General features: G+C 43.7%; 13 protein-coding genes and 2 pseudogenes. 10 read left to right on the top strand and 5 right to left on the bottom strand.

The window, feature by feature from the left end:
- Nucleotides 1-99 precede the first annotated feature (99 nt).
- The 3 genes and pseudogenes from ED652_RS21710 to ED652_RS21700 all read left to right on the top strand — a co-directional run.
- Nucleotides 100-333, top strand: a pseudogene (locus ED652_RS21710) (M23 family metallopeptidase); the annotation flags it as partial.
- A 310-nt stretch (nucleotides 334-643) separates the two neighbouring features.
- Nucleotides 644-1,579: a ribosome biogenesis GTPase YlqF gene (gene ylqF / locus ED652_RS21705; RefSeq protein ID WP_029223363.1), complete on the top strand. Its 936-nt coding sequence runs from the start codon at nucleotides 644-646 to the stop codon at nucleotides 1,577-1,579.
- A gap of 185 nt (nucleotides 1,580-1,764) precedes the next feature.
- On the top strand, nucleotides 1,765-2,853 hold the full coding sequence (locus ED652_RS21700) for a GGDEF domain-containing protein (RefSeq protein WP_122056135.1): 1,089 nt from the start codon (nucleotides 1,765-1,767) through the stop codon (nucleotides 2,851-2,853).
- Nucleotides 2,854-2,976: 123 nt separating this feature from the next.
- On the opposite strand, the gene ED652_RS21695 is transcribed toward ED652_RS21700, so the two are convergent.
- The gene (locus tag ED652_RS21695; RefSeq protein WP_017082115.1) at nucleotides 2,977-3,522 is read right to left on the bottom strand and encodes a GNAT family N-acetyltransferase; all 546 of its coding nucleotides are present in this window, start codon (nucleotides 3,520-3,522) and stop codon (nucleotides 2,977-2,979) included.
- Between the two features lie 167 nt (nucleotides 3,523-3,689).
- Between ED652_RS21695 and ED652_RS21690 the strand changes: the two genes are divergently transcribed.
- From ED652_RS21690 to ED652_RS21660, 7 genes are all read left to right on the top strand, one after another.
- Complete coding sequence (locus ED652_RS21690) at nucleotides 3,690-4,832, top strand: fatty acid desaturase (protein ID WP_122056134.1); 1,143 nt, start codon at nucleotides 3,690-3,692, stop codon at nucleotides 4,830-4,832.
- A gap of 279 nt (nucleotides 4,833-5,111) precedes the next feature.
- The gene (locus tag ED652_RS21685; RefSeq protein ID WP_122056133.1) at nucleotides 5,112-6,482 is read left to right on the top strand and encodes an endonuclease/exonuclease/phosphatase family protein; all 1,371 of its coding nucleotides are present in this window, start codon (nucleotides 5,112-5,114) and stop codon (nucleotides 6,480-6,482) included.
- 203 nt (nucleotides 6,483-6,685) lie between these two features.
- Nucleotides 6,686-6,976 carry a putative quinol monooxygenase gene (locus ED652_RS21680; protein WP_122056132.1) on the top strand — a complete coding sequence of 97 codons (291 nt, stop codon included), beginning with the start codon at nucleotides 6,686-6,688 and terminating at the stop codon, nucleotides 6,974-6,976.
- A 273-nt stretch (nucleotides 6,977-7,249) separates the two neighbouring features.
- Nucleotides 7,250-8,146, top strand: coding sequence for a hypothetical protein (locus ED652_RS21675; protein WP_122056131.1), 897 nt, complete (start codon nucleotides 7,250-7,252; stop codon nucleotides 8,144-8,146).
- Between the two features lie 90 nt (nucleotides 8,147-8,236).
- Nucleotides 8,237-9,103: a YdiY family protein gene (locus ED652_RS21670; protein ID WP_254051728.1), complete on the top strand. Its 867-nt coding sequence runs from the start codon at nucleotides 8,237-8,239 to the stop codon at nucleotides 9,101-9,103.
- A gap of 254 nt (nucleotides 9,104-9,357) precedes the next feature.
- Nucleotides 9,358-10,314, top strand: coding sequence for a polysaccharide lyase family 7 protein (locus ED652_RS21665; RefSeq protein WP_122056130.1), 957 nt, complete (start codon nucleotides 9,358-9,360; stop codon nucleotides 10,312-10,314).
- Nucleotides 10,315-10,581: 267 nt separating this feature from the next.
- A complete protein-coding gene (locus ED652_RS21660) occupies nucleotides 10,582-11,493 on the top strand; it encodes a 2OG-Fe(II) oxygenase (RefSeq protein WP_122056129.1) in 912 nt (303 codons plus the stop codon).
- Between the two features lie 142 nt (nucleotides 11,494-11,635).
- Here the strand turns inward: ED652_RS21660 and ED652_RS21655 are convergent, their stop codons facing one another.
- The 4 genes and pseudogenes from ED652_RS21655 to ED652_RS21640 all read right to left on the bottom strand — a co-directional run.
- Nucleotides 11,636-14,713, bottom strand: a complete 3,078-nt coding sequence (locus ED652_RS21655; RefSeq protein WP_122056128.1) for an efflux RND transporter permease subunit — start codon at nucleotides 14,711-14,713, stop codon at nucleotides 11,636-11,638.
- Nucleotides 14,700-16,022, bottom strand: coding sequence for an efflux RND transporter periplasmic adaptor subunit (locus tag ED652_RS21650; RefSeq protein WP_122056127.1), 1,323 nt, complete (start codon nucleotides 16,020-16,022; stop codon nucleotides 14,700-14,702). Before ED652_RS21650 ends, ED652_RS21655 begins: the two co-directional genes overlap by 14 nt.
- Before the next feature lie 195 nt (nucleotides 16,023-16,217).
- The gene (locus ED652_RS21645) at nucleotides 16,218-17,411 is read right to left on the bottom strand and encodes an outer membrane protein transport protein (protein ID WP_122056126.1); all 1,194 of its coding nucleotides are present in this window, start codon (nucleotides 17,409-17,411) and stop codon (nucleotides 16,218-16,220) included.
- Nucleotides 17,401-17,942: pseudogene (locus ED652_RS21640) on the bottom strand (lipase); the annotation flags it as partial. The gene ED652_RS21645 and the pseudogene ED652_RS21640, both read right to left, overlap by 11 nt.

Raw genomic sequence — 17,942 nt, 5'->3', positions numbered from 1 at the left:
GCTCACTGGGTTAGGTATGCCTGAAACTTGCCGTATTGCCTAAGAAACGCACGAAATGGGGCTGCTCTGTCTCTAAACTGAATTACGCAACAAAGCCCTGGGGAATACATCACTAAAGGTCAGATAATCGGTCTTACTGGGAATTCAGGCCGAACAACTGGACCTCACTTGCATTTAGAGCTTTCGGTTGCTGGAGTACCAGTTAACTTCGAACAATATATCAACGCAGACAAAAGCTACAACGACCAATTTATATACATTGCTCAAGCTGAACGTAAACAGCTAATAAAAAGCCTAGCTCAATCTGTACAATCAAACCAACCTCCAACATAGGTTCCCCTAGTAATATTCGATTTACCTTTGAGGCAAACCAAGCAGATACACGCATTATTTACCCCCGAAATAATCGATTCAAATAATGCGCCCCCTCACTAGCTAACCTGAAATTTTTAAAACTTAATCAAAGAGTTAGCCATATGATAACTGCGCTCTAAATTGTAACTTAGTAGTCAATTTCAATTGAACTCCCAAGAATCTTTGCGCAAATGTCTTTTTCTGTAGTTCTTCTAGGCGATATAGCGCTTTACACGCCCTAGCGAACCCTTACAATGTGCAGCAAATATATTTATCAAGGTTTATCTCTATGTCTATTCAATGGTTTCCGGGTCACATGCATAAAGCCCGCAAAGAAATCGAAGAAGTTATCCCACAGGTTGATGTGATCATCGAAGTACTGGACGCTCGTATCCCGTTCAGTAGTGAAAACCCAATGATCTCTTCACTGCGCGGCGATAAGCCTTGTGTAAAAGTGTTGAACAAGCGCGACCTTGCGGATCCTGAGCTTACTGAGCGTTGGATTGAGCACTTCGAGAAAGAGCAAGGCGTTAAGGCGATTGCGATTACCACCAGCGCTAAAGAAGAAGTTAACCACGTTATGGAGCTAGTACGTAAGTTAGCACCGCACCGTGAACAGATGGGTAAGAACATTCGTACAATGATCATGGGCATCCCGAACGTGGGTAAATCGACCATCATCAACTGTTTGGCTGGACGTACGATTGCGGTAACGGGTAACCAACCTGCAGTAACTCGTCGCCAACAACGTATCAACCTTCAAAATGGCGTGATCCTTTCAGACACTCCTGGAATCCTTTGGCCTAAAGTAGAAAACCCACACAGTGGCTTCCGCTTGGCTGCAACAGGCGCGGTAAAAGATACGGCAATGGAATACGATGAAGTGGCATTCTATACAGTAGAATACCTAGCTAAGCAGTACCCTCACCTTTTGAAAGAACGCTACCAAATTGAAGAACTGCCAGAGTCAGATATCGAATTGATGGAAGCCATTGGTCGTAAGCGCGGTGCACTTCGTGCAGGTGGTCATATAGACATTCACAAATGTTCTGAAATCCTTCTTCACGAACTTCGCAGCGGTACTTTAGGTAAAGTAACGCTAGAGCTACCAGAGATGATTACTAAAGAGCTGGTTGAAGTTGAAGAAGCGGCTGCACTGAAAGCAGAACAACAGATTAAGAAGAAAGAAGAGCGCCGTAAGCGTTACTTAAAAAACAAGCGCTAACGTCTTTGAAATTATAAGATATTTACGCTCTGACCGCGAAAAGTTAGAGCGTGAGCATAAAAACTGCACACCTATGATGATAGAACTAACATATTGTCACATAAATAAAAACTCGCATTTACAACCAGCATCGACGTAGACATACTTGCACCAAATTATTGTGACACAGTAGCGATTTACCTCCAATGCGTTCATACCCCGGATTTCAAAACCAACGATTTAAGACTTATTTCGACAATGAAATCTATCTACCGTACGTAAAATTCATCTACGTACCTATTACCATATTCTTTACTTTCATTATCTCCGATTACATCAATTTTGGGTCACAATGCATTTTCCCTGTGGTGTTGAGAACGGTACTTTTCGTCATCATGATGTTCGTTGCGGCTTACTGCATCAAACATAAACCTAACCACTTACAACAGCTCGAAGCTTGTCTTCTGGTCATCAGCGCCCTATTTCTCGTCTATGTTGGTCGCATCGCCATTGATTTTGGGAACTTAGATTATCAAGGTGGCACCATCCTCGTGATGATCTACGTTGGGACATTTTCCAGAATGTCCGCTCGATATAGTTTAAGCGCGCTGACCATTATCTTCTTATGCTATCTCGTTGGCTTAGCACCACCACTTTACGCAGCAGAGCCTAGTCACGAATTGGAAACGATTTCTGTATACGCTTCAGCTTATATTCTTATTGCAGCCTCTTGTTTAAGACGAGATTTCGAAGTGCATAAACGCTTTACTCAATCCGAACAGCTTCGTAAACAAGCCATCCAGCTACGTAAGCAATCTAACTTGTTTGAAGCTCTCTCGTATCAAGATGCACTCACCGGGTGCTATAACCGACTGTATCTGCATCAAGTTATTGAACCGAACATTGACCGACAGATTTCAATGACCACTATCATGATCGATGTTGATCACTTTAAGTCAATCAATGATACCTATGGCCATCAGACCGGGGATGCGGTCATTAAAGATTTGGCTGAAGCGATTCAAGACACCTTGCCACAGCACAGCACCTGCTTTCGTTACGGAGGTGAAGAGTTTTTGGTCATCATCCAAAACGAGAGTGAGGCAAGCATTAAGCAGCTTGCAGACGACTTATTGGCTTGCCCAGCTCAGCTTCGATTTGAAGTCACGGTATCTATTGGCGTCAAGCATGTGGCTCAAGCCTTAGGATCGGTTGAACAACTCATCAACGATGCCGATCAAGCTCTCTATTCATCGAAGAAGAAGGGAAGAAACTGCATCTCTTGGTCGGACTAGAAACCCACTAACGCCCTAAAAATGAGAAAGCCCCAGACCTATTCAGTCTGGGGCTTTATTATTCGTTCTAACCGCACTTAAATTAACGTTAGTTCGCTAAAAATAAGGCATGTTTAATATGGGTTAAGAATACACAACACTCGCCGTTTTTTGTTCAAGCTCCTCTGGAGAACCCCAAGAGATCACCTTCTCGTTCACTTGGCTCCCACATGGTGCGTTCCAAACTTGCTCTAGTTCTTCTTTACCACCAATTGCTTGATAAAATGCAATGGCTTGGTGATTCTCAGACATCACCTCTAAGTAGAGTCCTGAGTCCGAATAGTATTGCTGCAACCACTTCGATAGTTCAGACAATAGACGCTTACCGACACCACGACCGCGGTAATTATTGTCTACATGTAACGCATCAATGAACGTACCACGTTCAAAGTTGTGATTACCAAACGCGCAGACAAAACCAACCAGTAAACCGCCCTCTTCTAGCAATAAAACATGTTGGTTAAAAGGAGGATTAATCAAACGAGTCTGCCAAATAACAGATCTGTCCTCCAAAACATCATTTTCTAAGTAATCATCAGCAAGAATGCCACGGTAATATAGCTTCCAGCTATCCGCGTGTAATTGGGCAATCCGCTCATAATCTTTATATTCAGCTACCTTAATTTCCATTTATTAGCCCTTAGTACTTCCATTTATGACTTGCTACTACATTTCACACTACCTTTATACAATATTTAAGCAAAACATACTAATACACGTTTACACTTTCAATATTGACTTACACGTGTACGCTGATATTCTAGCGCACAGATGTAAGCCCAATGGAAATTTTGCTAATGAATAGTGCTGACAAACCATCAACAAAGAAGCCACCATTAATCTGGCTCAATATTTTTGTATTCTCTTCTAGTATGCTGCTTGCTGTTGTTGCGGCTCCCGTATATGGCTACTTTTTTGGCTATGGAATGGAGCACTGGATATGGCTAGCGGTCTGTTTTACTTTTTGTAATCTGTCTATCACAACAGGCTATCACCGCTTATGGTCTCATAAAGCGTTTGAAGCGCATTCTAGCCTAAGATTCCTGTTTGCTTTGGGCGGTGCATTTGCCCTCCAGAACAGTGCACTACACTGGTCTTCTGACCACCGAGTGCACCACAAGCATGTCGACAACAACGACAAAGACCCATACTCAGCCAAACGTGGCTTCTGGTATTCACACATTGGTTGGATGATCCGTAATTACAACACAGCAATGTATACTGATTACGAGAATTGTCGTGACCTGAAGAAAGACAAGATCGTGATGTGGCAGCACAAGCACTACGTTCTGCTAGCATTGCTCATGAACATTGGTGTTCCTATCGCATTAGGGGTGATTTACGGCGATGTGCTTGGTATGTTGTTAATCGTAGGTGCGGTTCGTTTGGTACTTAACCACCACACAACCTTCTTCATTAATTCTCTTGCTCATATCTGGGGTAGCCAACCTTTTACTGACAAAAACACAGCGCGTGATAACGGTGTGTTAGCAGTACTCACTTTTGGCGAAGGCTACCATAACTTCCACCACATCTTTGAGAACGACTACCGTAATGGCATTTACTGGTGGCAATACGATCCAACGAAATGGTTGATTAAGATTGCTTCATTGATAGGCCTAGCAAGTAAGCTTAAGAAAACACCCCAAGCTCGTATTGAAAAGGCCGAAGCGACAATGCTACTGAAACGCACTCAGCAGAAAATCATGCACCGTGCCGACAAACAGCAAATCGCAGACAAGCTTCAACAAGAGTTCGATGCTCTAGTATCCAACATGAACGAATACTACGAAGTCAAAAAACAGCTACTTGAAAGTAAACGCGAAGACGTTGTGAAGAAGTACGAACACTCAGTACTTAAAGTTCGTTACCAACAAATCAAAATGAATTTTGAACAGCAGAAGAAAAATTGGGCAATGACAGTAGAACAATACGCTTAGGGTAGAGCAATACGCTTAACACCCAAGTAACAACACAGTTTGATTCTTGTTCTGAAGCCCTCATATTGCTATGAGGGCTTTTTTATTTCACAGATCTAATTAAACCCATGAAATTTAAGTCTTTATTCTAATAACAGACACTAGTTCCAAATGTCACATTTCCAATGCAACAAGATATCAACCCATAGAGCTTGCTGTGACAAATATCACTTACAGAACGATATCCATCTCATAATATGCGTGTCCCAAAATTCTTTCAGCAATTAGCGGACCCATTTTATGAAATTGTTAAAAACATCTATCGCTTTCGCCATCTCTTCTGCACTTTTAATTGGTTGCAGCAGCGACACGGATTACGTTCAACCTGAAGAAGTTAAGATCGCTACCTATAACTTGTCATTTGACCGCGCAACCTTTCAAGATCTCGTAACTGAAATGCAAATCGAACCTAGCGTCCAAGCGACGTTGGTGTCCGATTATTTGGATAATACAATTAGTGCCGATGACAAAGAAACAGCAGCGAAAGTTATTCAGATCCGTAACGTAGCAGCGGTGATTCAAAAGAATCGCCCTGACGTGCTTATGATGGCTGAATTTAACAATGATGGTACTGGCACCGACAAATCAGCGCTAGAAGGCTTCCAGAAAAACTACCTTTCTGTCGCTCAAAGTATTGAAGGTGCAGGTGGCGACGCGAACCTAGAACCAATCTCATACCCATATTTTGAAGGCTACTCTACCAATACAGGTTTACTAAACGAGTTTGGTTTTGATTTAGATAATGATGGTAACGCTGGAACACTGCCTGGAGATGCGTGGGGCTTCGGTTTCTACCATGGTCAGTATGCGTTTGCTCTAATGTCTAAATATGAGATAGACACGGCCAACACTCGCACATTCCAAGAATTTAAATGGAAAGATCTTGAAGGTGCGACTATCCCAACAATCACAGTATGTGATGATCCTAGTAAGTTCCCTGTAGGCATGGATTGTGGTGACGAGTGGTACACCGCGGCTGAATGGGAAGAAGTTCGTCTATCGTCAAAAAACCACGTCGATGCTCCAATACTCATTCCTACCAAAGATGGTACAGAAACCGTTCACTTATTGATGTCACACCCTACTCCACCAGCTTTCGATGTCGGTAAGAACATTGAACAGAACGCAGCAGAAGTCGACTTCTGGCACCAATACATCCAAAACAAATCGTTCATCTATGATGATTCTGGAAAAACTGGCGGTTTAGAACAAGGTAAACACTTTGTCATGATGGGTGACCAAAACCTAGACCCAGTAGATGGCGACGGTATTAGTTCTGTAATGCAAGACTTGCACAATGATGCATTAGTTAACCAAGATGTCACCAATGGCAGCTTGTATCCAACAAGTTATGGTGCTGCTGAACATGCCGTTGATAAATCATCGTCTCACCCACAGCCAAACCGCATTACTTCTACATTCGGGCTTGCTGTAGATTACGCACTGCCATCAGCTTCATTAAACATTGTTGAGTCTGGTGTTTATTGGTCAGCTTCGTACGAAGAAGGACGCAAGCTATTCAATGACTCACGAATTGGTGATTATGGTAACGGAAAGGATGTTTCTTCAGACCACCGTATGATCTGGGTGAAAGCGGATTTCAGTAACTAACCCATTCAATTGAGATCTAAGAAGCCCTCATATTGCTATGAGGGCTTTTTTAATAAGCGCAACCGATCACCCTAACGTTATGCTCTCGGATTTAAATTGTGGACGCCAAGAACCATAGTTATTTGATTCCAGAACTCTTTCTTCAACCTTAATTTATACTTATATTACTTTAACTTACAGAATTTAAGGCCGAGGAATTGAACATGAGTAAACTGACCATTATCGCAACGATCGTCACTAAAGAAGACAAAACTGAGCTAGTTAAATCAGAGATGATTAAATTGATCGACAAAACCCGTGTTGAAGACGGCTGTATTAACTATGACCTGCACCAAGATAACAGTAACCCAGCTCACTTCGTTTTTCATGAGAACTGGGAATCTGAAGCTCATCTAGAGAAACACTTAGCGAGCCAACACATCGCCGAGTACATGGCTGCGACTGAAGATTGTATTGAAACCTTTGTGCTTAATAAAATGACGCACATCGCCTAACCAGTCACTCAGTACTAATTTAATAAAAACCCTGCTCTGACCGCAGGGTTTTTCTTTTCTTACCAGTTATACTTTTTCGAATTCATTAAGTTCCTTACCTCTGTACTATTTGTCCCCCTTAATAAGCACTAAACTGCCTACCACTACAAATATTCCTAAACCATTATCAAACAACCTCACGAAAGATCATTCACATTCATTGAAATATTCCGAGTGTCATTTGGCCATAAAATGAACGCCAAACGATATGAACAACAGTCGACAGGAATGTAGATGAATACGAAACAACTTGAGAGCGCGGTTAGTGAAGTGACCTTGTTCAACCAGCACCTGCAGTTAATCCAATCCGTACATACCATTCCAACACCAAAAGTGAATTGGGAGTCGATTGCCATGGAACCTGCGCCTGCAATGCCAACAGTCCGCTTCGACCATAAAGTCAAAGCCATGGAAGCGCTTGATGAATACAAACCATACTGGCCAGATATACTGTTGGGTAACAAATCTAAGTTTCACACCCTCACAAACAATGTCGAGCTAGCAGCAGAGAAAGACATCGAACAATACAAAGCGGAATTTGTAGATTGGGTACAGAACTACAGTTACTGGGCAAAAGGCAATCAATTGTCGCAAGGCGTTTTGAATAATGATAGCCAAGCAAAGCTGTCTGCCCTTTCTGAAGCTCAGCAGAACCTGATGAACGCGACAGTGGTAGACACCAAGCTGATCAACCATAACTTTAATACCTATAAGAACGGTCACCTGCTAGAAATCAATATCCAGGTTAATAAGCACAACGTGATCCCTAAAGAAAAAAAGGTATTGTGCCAGGGCCAAGTAAAGCTTGAAACACTGTCGCTTTCTGAAAGTAATGCCTTATATCGGGAGTATGTCTCAAGCTGCATTCTCAAATGTGCGCAAGACGCGTTCAATGTATTACCCGAGACGAGCGTCTTGATCAACGTCGAGCAAGTTTCAGCAGACCAATCGAGCGAAACCATAGTTTCATGCCATATCGAACAAGGATTACTCGAGTTCTTATTAATTGAAGATGATAAACCCTCTGAGACACTTGAATTCTTTGTCCACATTGAAGATTTCAACCCTCATCGAGGCGATGGGTTCTCAGCGATCAAAACGATCTTTTCGCCTTTGCCTATCGCGTCATAACTTACTCGCATTTTCTATTCAATCATTGACGACTCTTCACGACTAACCTTGCGTTCGTCGTGTTCAATCATCTTATTATACCAAACCATTATGTTGACACTCGCTACCTCACAAACCACGCGCCCATTAACCAACACAGTTTCATACACACGATCCCTAGCAAAGCTGCCTTTAGCTCTCATCGCGTTCTCTATACCCGTATTTGGAAAAGAGGCTGTAGAAGAGGTTGAAGAAGTCGTACTCGAGAACGAAGCCATATTAAGCAAAGATTCTGAGTTAAAAGACGAAGCTGAAGAATCTCCGTTCACGACCCTGACCAAGCTCGGGTTTATCTACTCCCAAAACACCAGTTCTTCTTTGTCGATCAACTCTGGAATCTCTGTTGGATACAAAAAAGAGAACTGGGGGCAACGAGTTCAGTTTGATACCTATTACACCGATGCGGAAAATGACGAAGATGGTACTAACCGCTATACCACAAACTATGGCATCAGTTATGACTTAAACGAAGTCACCTATTTGGTTGCGACAACTCGCTTTGAGCACGACCACTTTGGTACTTATCGTAAGCAATTCATTACCGCGACTGGTTTGGGTCGTCACTTTTACGATACCGAAAGAATCAAGCTTCAAGGCTCTGCTGGCCCAGGTTATCGAATCAGTCAACGCCAATCATCCGATGAAGAGTTCCCTAACAAAGAGAACTACGAACTTATTGCTAATGCCAGTATCGATGGCTCCTTAATGCTTACTGAAACGTTTTCTATGGGTGCTACTGCGAACATGGCTTACGGTGAAGAGAACACAAATTACAACCTCAAAGGCTATCTTAAGAACATTCTGATGGGTAATTTGGCACTAACCTTTGATACAGAATACATCTACAACACCACTGTTGCATCAGACCAAAGTAACGCTGAGATCTACAGCTCAATGAATCTAAACTACGATTTCTAAGAAAGATTTCCCCCATCGAACATGCAAAAGGATTTGCGTGATCGTCCAATAAATCATTACTAGGACCTATACAAACACTCGCTTCATTGCCCCAACACCTGCTTCCATTACTTAGAAAAATTGTATTGATATGTGTTTTTGGAATCGGTCGCTCAAAGCTCTGTCAGCTAAATGTAAAACCAGTCTTGGACCAATGAAAATCCCGTAATTTATCGCTAAAGTCCGTCCACATTTTGTATTACAAATCACTTTTTATGTTCAATTCTCAACAAACTTTAAAATACTTCAAGATTGCTGCACTTATTTCTAGCGGTTTATTACTCACAGGCTGCGAAGCCAACGCTAAAAGCTATCAATCAGACCTTACAACATGTACCGACTGTAACTGGAACATAGAGCAATGGAAAATCACCCTTCCTGTCAGTGGCGACGATTACTACAACAATGGTCGTAGCAGCGCTGCCGAACTCATCCCCCAAGAATGTAATGGTAAAGCGTACTTAACCAACGGCACCAATCTACCTTGGTTCTCTCGAGAATCAGTTAACGGCGAAGAGCGCCTCAAATTTACAGTCGATCTTGGCGGCCAAGTTTCTACAACACCAAACACAAAATACGTTCGCTCAGAGCTTCGTGAGCTCTACAACTATGATTCCGAAAATCGTTGCAGCACTAAAAAGCAAAACTGGGCAGTAACAGGAACACATGAATTAAAAGCAACACTGAGCGTTGATCAATTTCCGGATAAAGAAGTAACGGGTAGTGACCCAAAAGTGGTTCTTGGCCAAATCCATGGTAAAGACATTAAGCAAGCGCTCGTGAAGTTGCAGTGGAATGGTGAGAACAAACCAGTACGTGTCGTTCTAAATGATTCCTTTCTGCCAGGAAACAAAGTTTGTAGCGACTGTAAGCCTTTTAGTGTCAACCTAGGCTACGCACCTGCGAACCTTGATTGGGATTACACAATCCGTCTCAATGACCAAGGTATTTACCTTTCAACGCTCATTAATGATGAATTAACAGAGCGATTCTTACCTTGGGGTGTCGAAACAGAAGACCGCGATGGCAACAAGGTTACCCTTTCAAAGGCATGGTTAGAGAAAGAGTATTACTTTAAAGCCGGCCTTTACGCTCAAATAAAACCTTCAAGAGAGTTTGCAGGGCAAGTGTTCTCGGTCAGTTTCTCGAAGATCAATATTGATCATAACTAATCACGCTTAATTAAATCTTAGATACAACGAACAGCAGGCTTTAACCCGATAAGCTCCTACTCTCTTGAAACAGCGCATTTATTCCTTCGGTCATGCGCTGTTTTTGTTTCTAATCGCCAATGTAAAGCCTCTTTGTTCGACTCCCTTTTTCTCAATTTCCTGTTGATTATATAGAAAACGTTAATTCTGTTTTGCTTAACGCCCCGTTTATCTACAAACCTTGGTGTAATAGATTGGACTCAAGCAAACAAAAGGAGCGAATACATTATGTTATCTAATCAACTAGAGCGTGCACGCGCCATCGATTTACCAACACGCGAAGCGATGCTTCAACGAGCTCCTTCTGTGCAACAGTTTTGGGACAACAATAAAAGTCTGTTCAGTGAGGCTTGGAAAGAGTGGGAAGTGAGCGCAGAAGGCAGCCAGCTAAATTTCGATGATTCATTACTGGATGCTCGTCTACGTGACGCCGTTAGACAGGCGTGGCAAGATCCAACGAAAGAAATTGCAGTGCGAGACTTGCTCGAAGAGGTCTCACCTAGTGTGTTTAAATTCCAGTTCTTTGACCCTGAGCGTTTGGCCGGACTACGCGATTACTTAGAAGAAGTATCAAACGCTCAAATCCCGTTGCGCCCACCTTATGGCATAGTTCTCAACCGAGGTGGTGCGATGTTGGATAGCCGATCTGAAGGCTACTTAGCAGCACCGAGTTTCCAAGCGTTTTATCGCGATCTGCTCGACAGTTACATGCGTCCGATTGCGCGTTTGTTGTTCCCAGAAATCATGGGCTACGATACGCAAACTTTTGGATTCTCTATTCAGTATCAAGCGAACAAAGATACATCTTTGCGCCTTCATACTGATGCATCTTCTGTCACGCTCAATATCAACCTGAATTTACCCGATGAAGCGTTTTCAGGTTCTGCACTCAACTTTTATGACCCGGCAACAGGCAAAATGAATGAGGCGACATTTACACCCGGCATGGCAATGATCCACCGAGGAAACGTAGCACACGCCGCGTTACCAATTACCAGTGGTGAGCGCTCTAACTTCGTACTGTGGTTATATGGCGACCGTGGACAGATCCCACAGCACAACTCAGGATTGGAAGCGATAGACGCTCATCAGCGTTGGACTGTCCCTACGGTTGTACCTGATAACTTTGCTCCATTCTAGATAAGTACACACCGTTTTAATCAGTTCGATTCGGATTAGCTTGTTCAAGCGACTAGTAGTCGTAAATAACAAAGCGCCACCATGATATTGGTGGGCGCTTTTTCGTATCTTCAATTACGTAAATTGTAATCATTCAGCTAGATTATGCTGGTTTGGTTCTCAATCGAGTCAACACATCCATTTGCTTTAGGTTCGCCATACCGACATACGCGACAGGCACTAAGAACAGTGAGAAGAAGGTTCCGGCTGTTAAACCTCCGACTAACACCAAACCAATATTGATTCGCCCTAATGATCCCGGGCCATCCGCCAAAGCTAATGGTAATGAACCGAGGATCATCGTCAATGACGTCATCAAAATGGGGCGAAATCTTGAACGTACACTGCTGATCGCTGCTTCCTTCGCACTTGCACCAGCTTTGCGTCTCTCGTTGGCGAACTCCACCAGCAGGATGCCGTGTTTAGTAACAAGCCCCACTAAAGTCAGTAAACCAATTTTTGAGTAAATATTGAGACTTTGCCCGAATACCGAAAGCGTCAAGATTGCACCTACAATACATAATGGAACCGTCAGCAAGATGATCATCGGGTCGACAAAGCTTTCGAACTGCGCCGCTAAAATCAAAAAGATAAAGATCAACGCCAATACGAACAACACTTGAGCACCAGCACTCGAATCAACCAAGTCTTTTACAATACCGTTGAATTCATAGCGTTGAGCAGGCTGCAATAAACTCGGTACGTTATCGTCAACATAAGCTTTTACATCACTAGCCGTATATCCGGGCATTAAATCGGCTGTGATTTCCGCACTGTCTTGCCCCATGAACGTCTTGAAGTTCGATTCCGACGTTACTTGTTTAATAGAAACAAACTGGGACAACGGAAGTCTTTGACCGGATTGAGAGTCAACGTACAACTTATCCAACACTTTGAAATCACCAAGATCTTTACGGTTTACTTGCACTTGTATTGGGTAGGTATAACCGTCGTCTGCTTGCAAATCTGCCGCTTTGACAGAACCAAGGAATGTCGATAACGCATTGGTGACGTTCCCGTAATCAACGCCAGACAACACAATCGCATTACGGTCAATCGACAAGTCATAACGTAACTGGTCACGCAACATTGAGTTCTTAATGTTGGTCACACCTTCGTAATCCTCGAGCGCCTTAACGACTTCGCTCGCGGTTTCAGACAGCACAGCGGTATCGCGGTTAACCGTGGTTAATTCAAGAATCATGTTGGTCGCAATGTTCAAGTTATCTGCTGAACGAACCTTGAAAGACATGCCGTAAGCCGAGACTGAACTTTGTGCCTTAGCGATAAACACGTTCACCAATTCATCGGCTGACTGGTCACGTTCACCCCATGGTTTCAATAGAACGTGATTGGTCGGTGTACCTTCGATGTACGACAAATTCGCTTCTACTGAACTATCACCTTTAAACACACTGTTAAGCTGTTCGTTGTTGTCTAGATGGTACTGACGCCCAACCCCAGTTGGAGGCGTGGAAGTCACTTCAACAAACCCTGTATCTTCCGTTGGAAGTAACACTTGAGGCATTTTCCAAACCGCTAAAGCAGATAAAGCGATCAGCACTAAAGCAATGCCACTCATTAAAGCCTTGCGATCAAACCATTTACCTAGCTCTTTAGTGTATAAATCCGATAAGACATTGAGTTTCGCATCAACCTTTTGGTGCCACTTCGCAGGACTCGATACTGGCTTCATTAAATAAGCACTCATCATTGGCGAAAGCGTTAATGCCACAAATCCAGAGATGATCACTGCTGCTGCAAGCGTGAACGCGAACTGCCTGAACAGATCGGCGGTCAAACCAGCCATCAGGCCGATTGGCAAGTAAACAACCGCTAAAGTCAGCGTCATCGCAATCACAGGAAAGACGATCTCTCGACACCCCTTAATTGCCGCGTTAAATGGAGTTTCACCCTCTTCGATATGACGGTAGCAGTTTTCAGCTACAACGATCGCATCATCGACCACTAGACCAATCGCGAGAATGATAGCCAGAATCGTCAACACATTGATGCTAAAACCAAGTAAATGCATCACAGCAAACACACCAATCACACACACGGGAATGGTGATGATCGGGATGGAAGCAACTCGAAAAGAGCCAAGGAACAGAACCACCACTGCTGAAACCAGAACTATCGCTTCAACTAACGTGATGAAGCCTTCATCAATTGCGGTTTTAATGAAATCTGCTTGGTTGTAAACCATCTTCATCTCAATGCCTTCTGGCAACTGTGGCTGAATCACATCGATTTGTTTCTTAACTTTATTCGCAACGATGACTGGGTTTTCACTTTTCAGCGGCAACACTTGGATCGACATCGCTAGGTTGTCGTCTACACGTAGAATACTCGGCGTAAGACTCTCCTCACCCATTTTGACTTCGGCAATATCACCAATACGAATGATCTTGCCGTTATCAACACGGACTACCAAGTCTCGTACATCATCAACGCTGGTCACTTGGTTTACTGGGTTGATGGAAAAATCTCTTACCTGCCCCTTGATAGTACCCGCGGTAAATGTCGCGTTGTATGAGCTTAATGTTCCAACCACATCGGATGCACTCATATTCAGAGCCATCATTCGATCAGGTTGCAACCAAACACGCACCGCTTTTTCGCTGCCACCATATGGCCCCCAAATACCTCCCACACCTTGGATATGTTTAAATTGAGGTACGACTTGCTGGCTAATGTAATCGTACATATCTTGCTTAGACATCTTGCCAGTGTTCACAAACGTGATGATGTTACTCGGCATACTGGTGTCAGAAGAGTCGTCTGTTACCGTTGGCTTATCCGTCATACTCGGCGGGAAATCACCAATCGCTTCGACACTGCTGCGCAGGTTGTTCATCAAGCTGGTGTATTCGACGTCATTAATGTCATCTTCAAAAATGATTTTGAGATTACATGTGCCTTCCTGACAGTCCGTGGTCATGGTTTTCACGCTATCGAGGCCAGTTGCAGCGGTAATTAGCTTGTCTGCCACATTGCGTGACATGAACTCAGCACTGGCTCCATTGATCGCGGCAGTTACTGTTGCTGAAGGTGTCTTATGTTCTGGAAAGTACTGGATTGAGAGCTTTTGAAACGACAAAAGCCCAAGCAAAACAATGGTGATGCTCAGAACCGAGGCAAATACAGGATGCTTGATACAAATCTCAGGAAGCTTCATTCAGATTCTCCTTCGTTACAGCTTCCTTGCTTAATGTTTCCTTGCTTTGGGTTTCATTCGATGAATGCTCAACAGTAACGTTTTTTTCTGTACCTTTACTGCTTTCGTTAATTACTTCGTCAACCGCTTTTGATGATTCAGTCCAATCAACAGAAGGTTCAATCGGGTGTGACTCATCAACTTGAATTTCGGTCATTTCTGCTTCAGGCTTAACGGCTTTTTCCGAGCTATCTTTAGCGGCCTGCTCGGTTATCAGCTCAACCGTTTTCTGCTCGGCATTTGGGTTCATGACCTTAACTAACGACGCTTTCTTTAGGTTCTGCTGCCCCGTCACAACGACGTTATCGCCCAGTTTTAATCCCTTCTCGACAACAACGTAACCGTCGTTAGTATTCACGCCCAGTTCAACGAAACGTTGCTCGATCTTTTCACCATTCACCACCCAAACAAAGCGCTCTGCATCTTTGGCTTGAACGGAGTTTTGAGAAACCACCATCTGTGTTGAGTCTTCGCTCGTCATCTGACTCACCTTGGCAAACATACCTGGGACTAAACGATGATCAGGATTGGTCACATGCGCGTGCACTTCTACTCGGCCCGAGCTCTCGTCTACCACTGGTGCGATATAATCCACCACGCCAGAAAACGCTTCATCGACAAAGGCATCAACTTGGATGGACACATTCTGCCCAAGCTTTGCGTGCCCTAAATCCGACTGTCCAATGGAATACTGAACTTCTACAGGATCGAGCTTGATCAGGCTGACCAACGCGGTTGCACTATCAATCTTACTGCCCACTGAGTGGGTGAAGTTGGTTAACTGCCCATCAAATGGCGCGACCAATAAATAATCATTCATCAACGCTTCTTTCTGGCGGAAATCAGCAGCGGCCAGATTCGCTTGTTCTCCCAGCTCTTCCACATCTTGCTGCGACATAGAGTCAGGCTGTTTTTTTAGTAGTTCTTGTACTCGCTTTAGTTTTGATTTCGCAAGTGCTAGAGAGCTTCTTGCTTTGTCTAAATCGGCTTTCGCTTTGGTATTGTCCAGTTGAGCGATCAGTTCGCCTTTTTCAACTGAATCTCCATCTTTGAAATGGATGTTGAGAATTTTTTCGGAGGCACTAAATGTCAATGCTGCAGAATCCGTTGCCCTGATTTTGCCAACCTCGTTGATTGAAGATGTGAATGCTTGTTTGTGCGCTTTTTCGATAGTCACAGGAATCAAGTTTGAGTCTTGAGCAAACGATGGAGAGATATGTAAGGCAAACAATACCAAACAGATTGTTTTACTAAGCTTTGTAAATTTCATTTTTAATAACCATAACCGTTGAATTCGTCTGAATTAAAACGTTTTTCTAAGCAGCTATTTCTTACTTAATGAGCTTCCAGCTATTTAAATAATGCTAAAACAGCTAATAATGAGAAAAGGGCTCAACTCACTGTCGAGCCCTGCAATTTTTTATATGATTCCTAAATTTTTACGTTCTGAACTCCAAAGTAAAAGTTAAAAACGATGCTGATATTGAACACCAAGCAAGAGAGCATCGGCAGTCACATCAGCTGTTATATTGGAACTCGTTCCTGGAATCGTCGTCAGGTTTTCGTCAATATCTTGTGATTCTCCGATGATAAATCCGACTCCAACGTCCACAGAGCTGGCCGCTGTGAAGTGATATGTGCCTCCAACTGTGAGCAAATGACGGTTAACATCGGGAATTGATAATAATGTAAGTTCGTCAGTTGGGGAAATGTCGTACATGTAACCCGCTCGTAGAACGATGTCTTTGGACATGGTGTAGGTACCACCGACAGAAACATGCCCAGCATCTTTCCATTGATACTCTTTGATTGAATCGTCATAAGAGTCAGAGGTTAGCGAGTCAAATTCAGACCAGTTCACCCATTGCAGGCTGTAGTGAAAAGCCCACTGTTCGTTGAGTTGGTGCCATCCGGAAAACTCAAGCGTGTCGGGCAATGGAACATTCATCTTGTCGGCAGGGACTCCACCTCTGGCAATGTCACCCTCCACTTCAATATCTGGGCTGTAACGGTAAGTAATACCAAACTTGTTATGTTCATTGACTTGATAGGTCGCACCAACATTTGCCCCCAAACCGAAGCCGTCTGCATCTACGTTTAGCAAGTTTTGACGGTAGATTTCACCTTCACCGTAAATAACATCAAGCCCAGCGCCCAAATTGATTTTTTCAGACAGCTCGTAAGCCACAGCGAAGCCAACATTGATACTGGAAAGCGCCGTTTTGCCTCCAAACTCATCCGCTTCGAACGAGTTATCAAATTCGACGTCGGTACCGAAATTAGAATGGACTGTTGCGCCCAGAGTGAACTTAGAACCTTCGATTGGATGAACGTAATGGATATTCGGAAGTAATGTCCCTGCGTCTAATGATTGGTCATCGAGTGTTTCTGTATCGCCTCTCATCGGCGTATAACTAACACTGGACACGTCAATACCACTATCGATATAGATAGCACCGACAGAGAGTGTTGGTTGGTCGATGTAAGCCATCGCGGCACTATTCTTCGCAACAATTGCAGCGCTGTCTGCCATCACAGCATCACCTGCGAATGCGCGACCCAACCCTGTTGCTGATTGTGCATTAAGTTGAAAGCCAGCTGCATTAGTCAGGCAAGGAACAAGAGCAGCGGCAGTGCCCAGTAAGAGTTTATTCTTCATCTTGAGGCGCCTCTGTTTCGATATGATCTGCGTTGTTGATTACGACGATTGAACCGTCACTCATTACCATGGAAGCAACGGCAACCTGCTGAGTGTCCACAGCTTCAAGTACATCAGATATATTTTCTCCCGGCATACCCGGTAGCCCGTCTTCATCAACAGGACCTTCATACGGGAACAAATACGTACCGTGCCCACCCGTGGTGGTTCTAACAGCACCACGTTTTTCACTTATATTTTCTGACGTGCCTGTTATTGGGTCTAAGCCAAGTGCAGCAATAAGTGGCTCGGTACCAGTGCGAATGTTATCTGGCGCCGTGTTTGGAATTACGCTATCTGGCACGTAATCAACGCCTACATCACAGGTTTCACCACAATCACCGACGGCAGCTAACAAAAGAGTGGGTTGTTGAGTTGCAACTTGACGAGAGATGAAACTAGCAGGGTCAGCACTATCAATTGTGGCTTGAACTCCTTGTTGAACGAAGCCGCTGCGCGGCAGAGTAAAGCAAGTGCAAGCCATACTCTTGT

It is taken from the genome of Vibrio sp. Evd11, assembly GCF_900382755.1.
Lineage (GTDB): Bacteria > Pseudomonadota > Gammaproteobacteria > Enterobacterales > Vibrionaceae > Vibrio > Vibrio lentus.
Note: the sequence above shows the minus strand (reverse complement) of the source record. Positions and strands in the feature narration are given on the sequence as shown.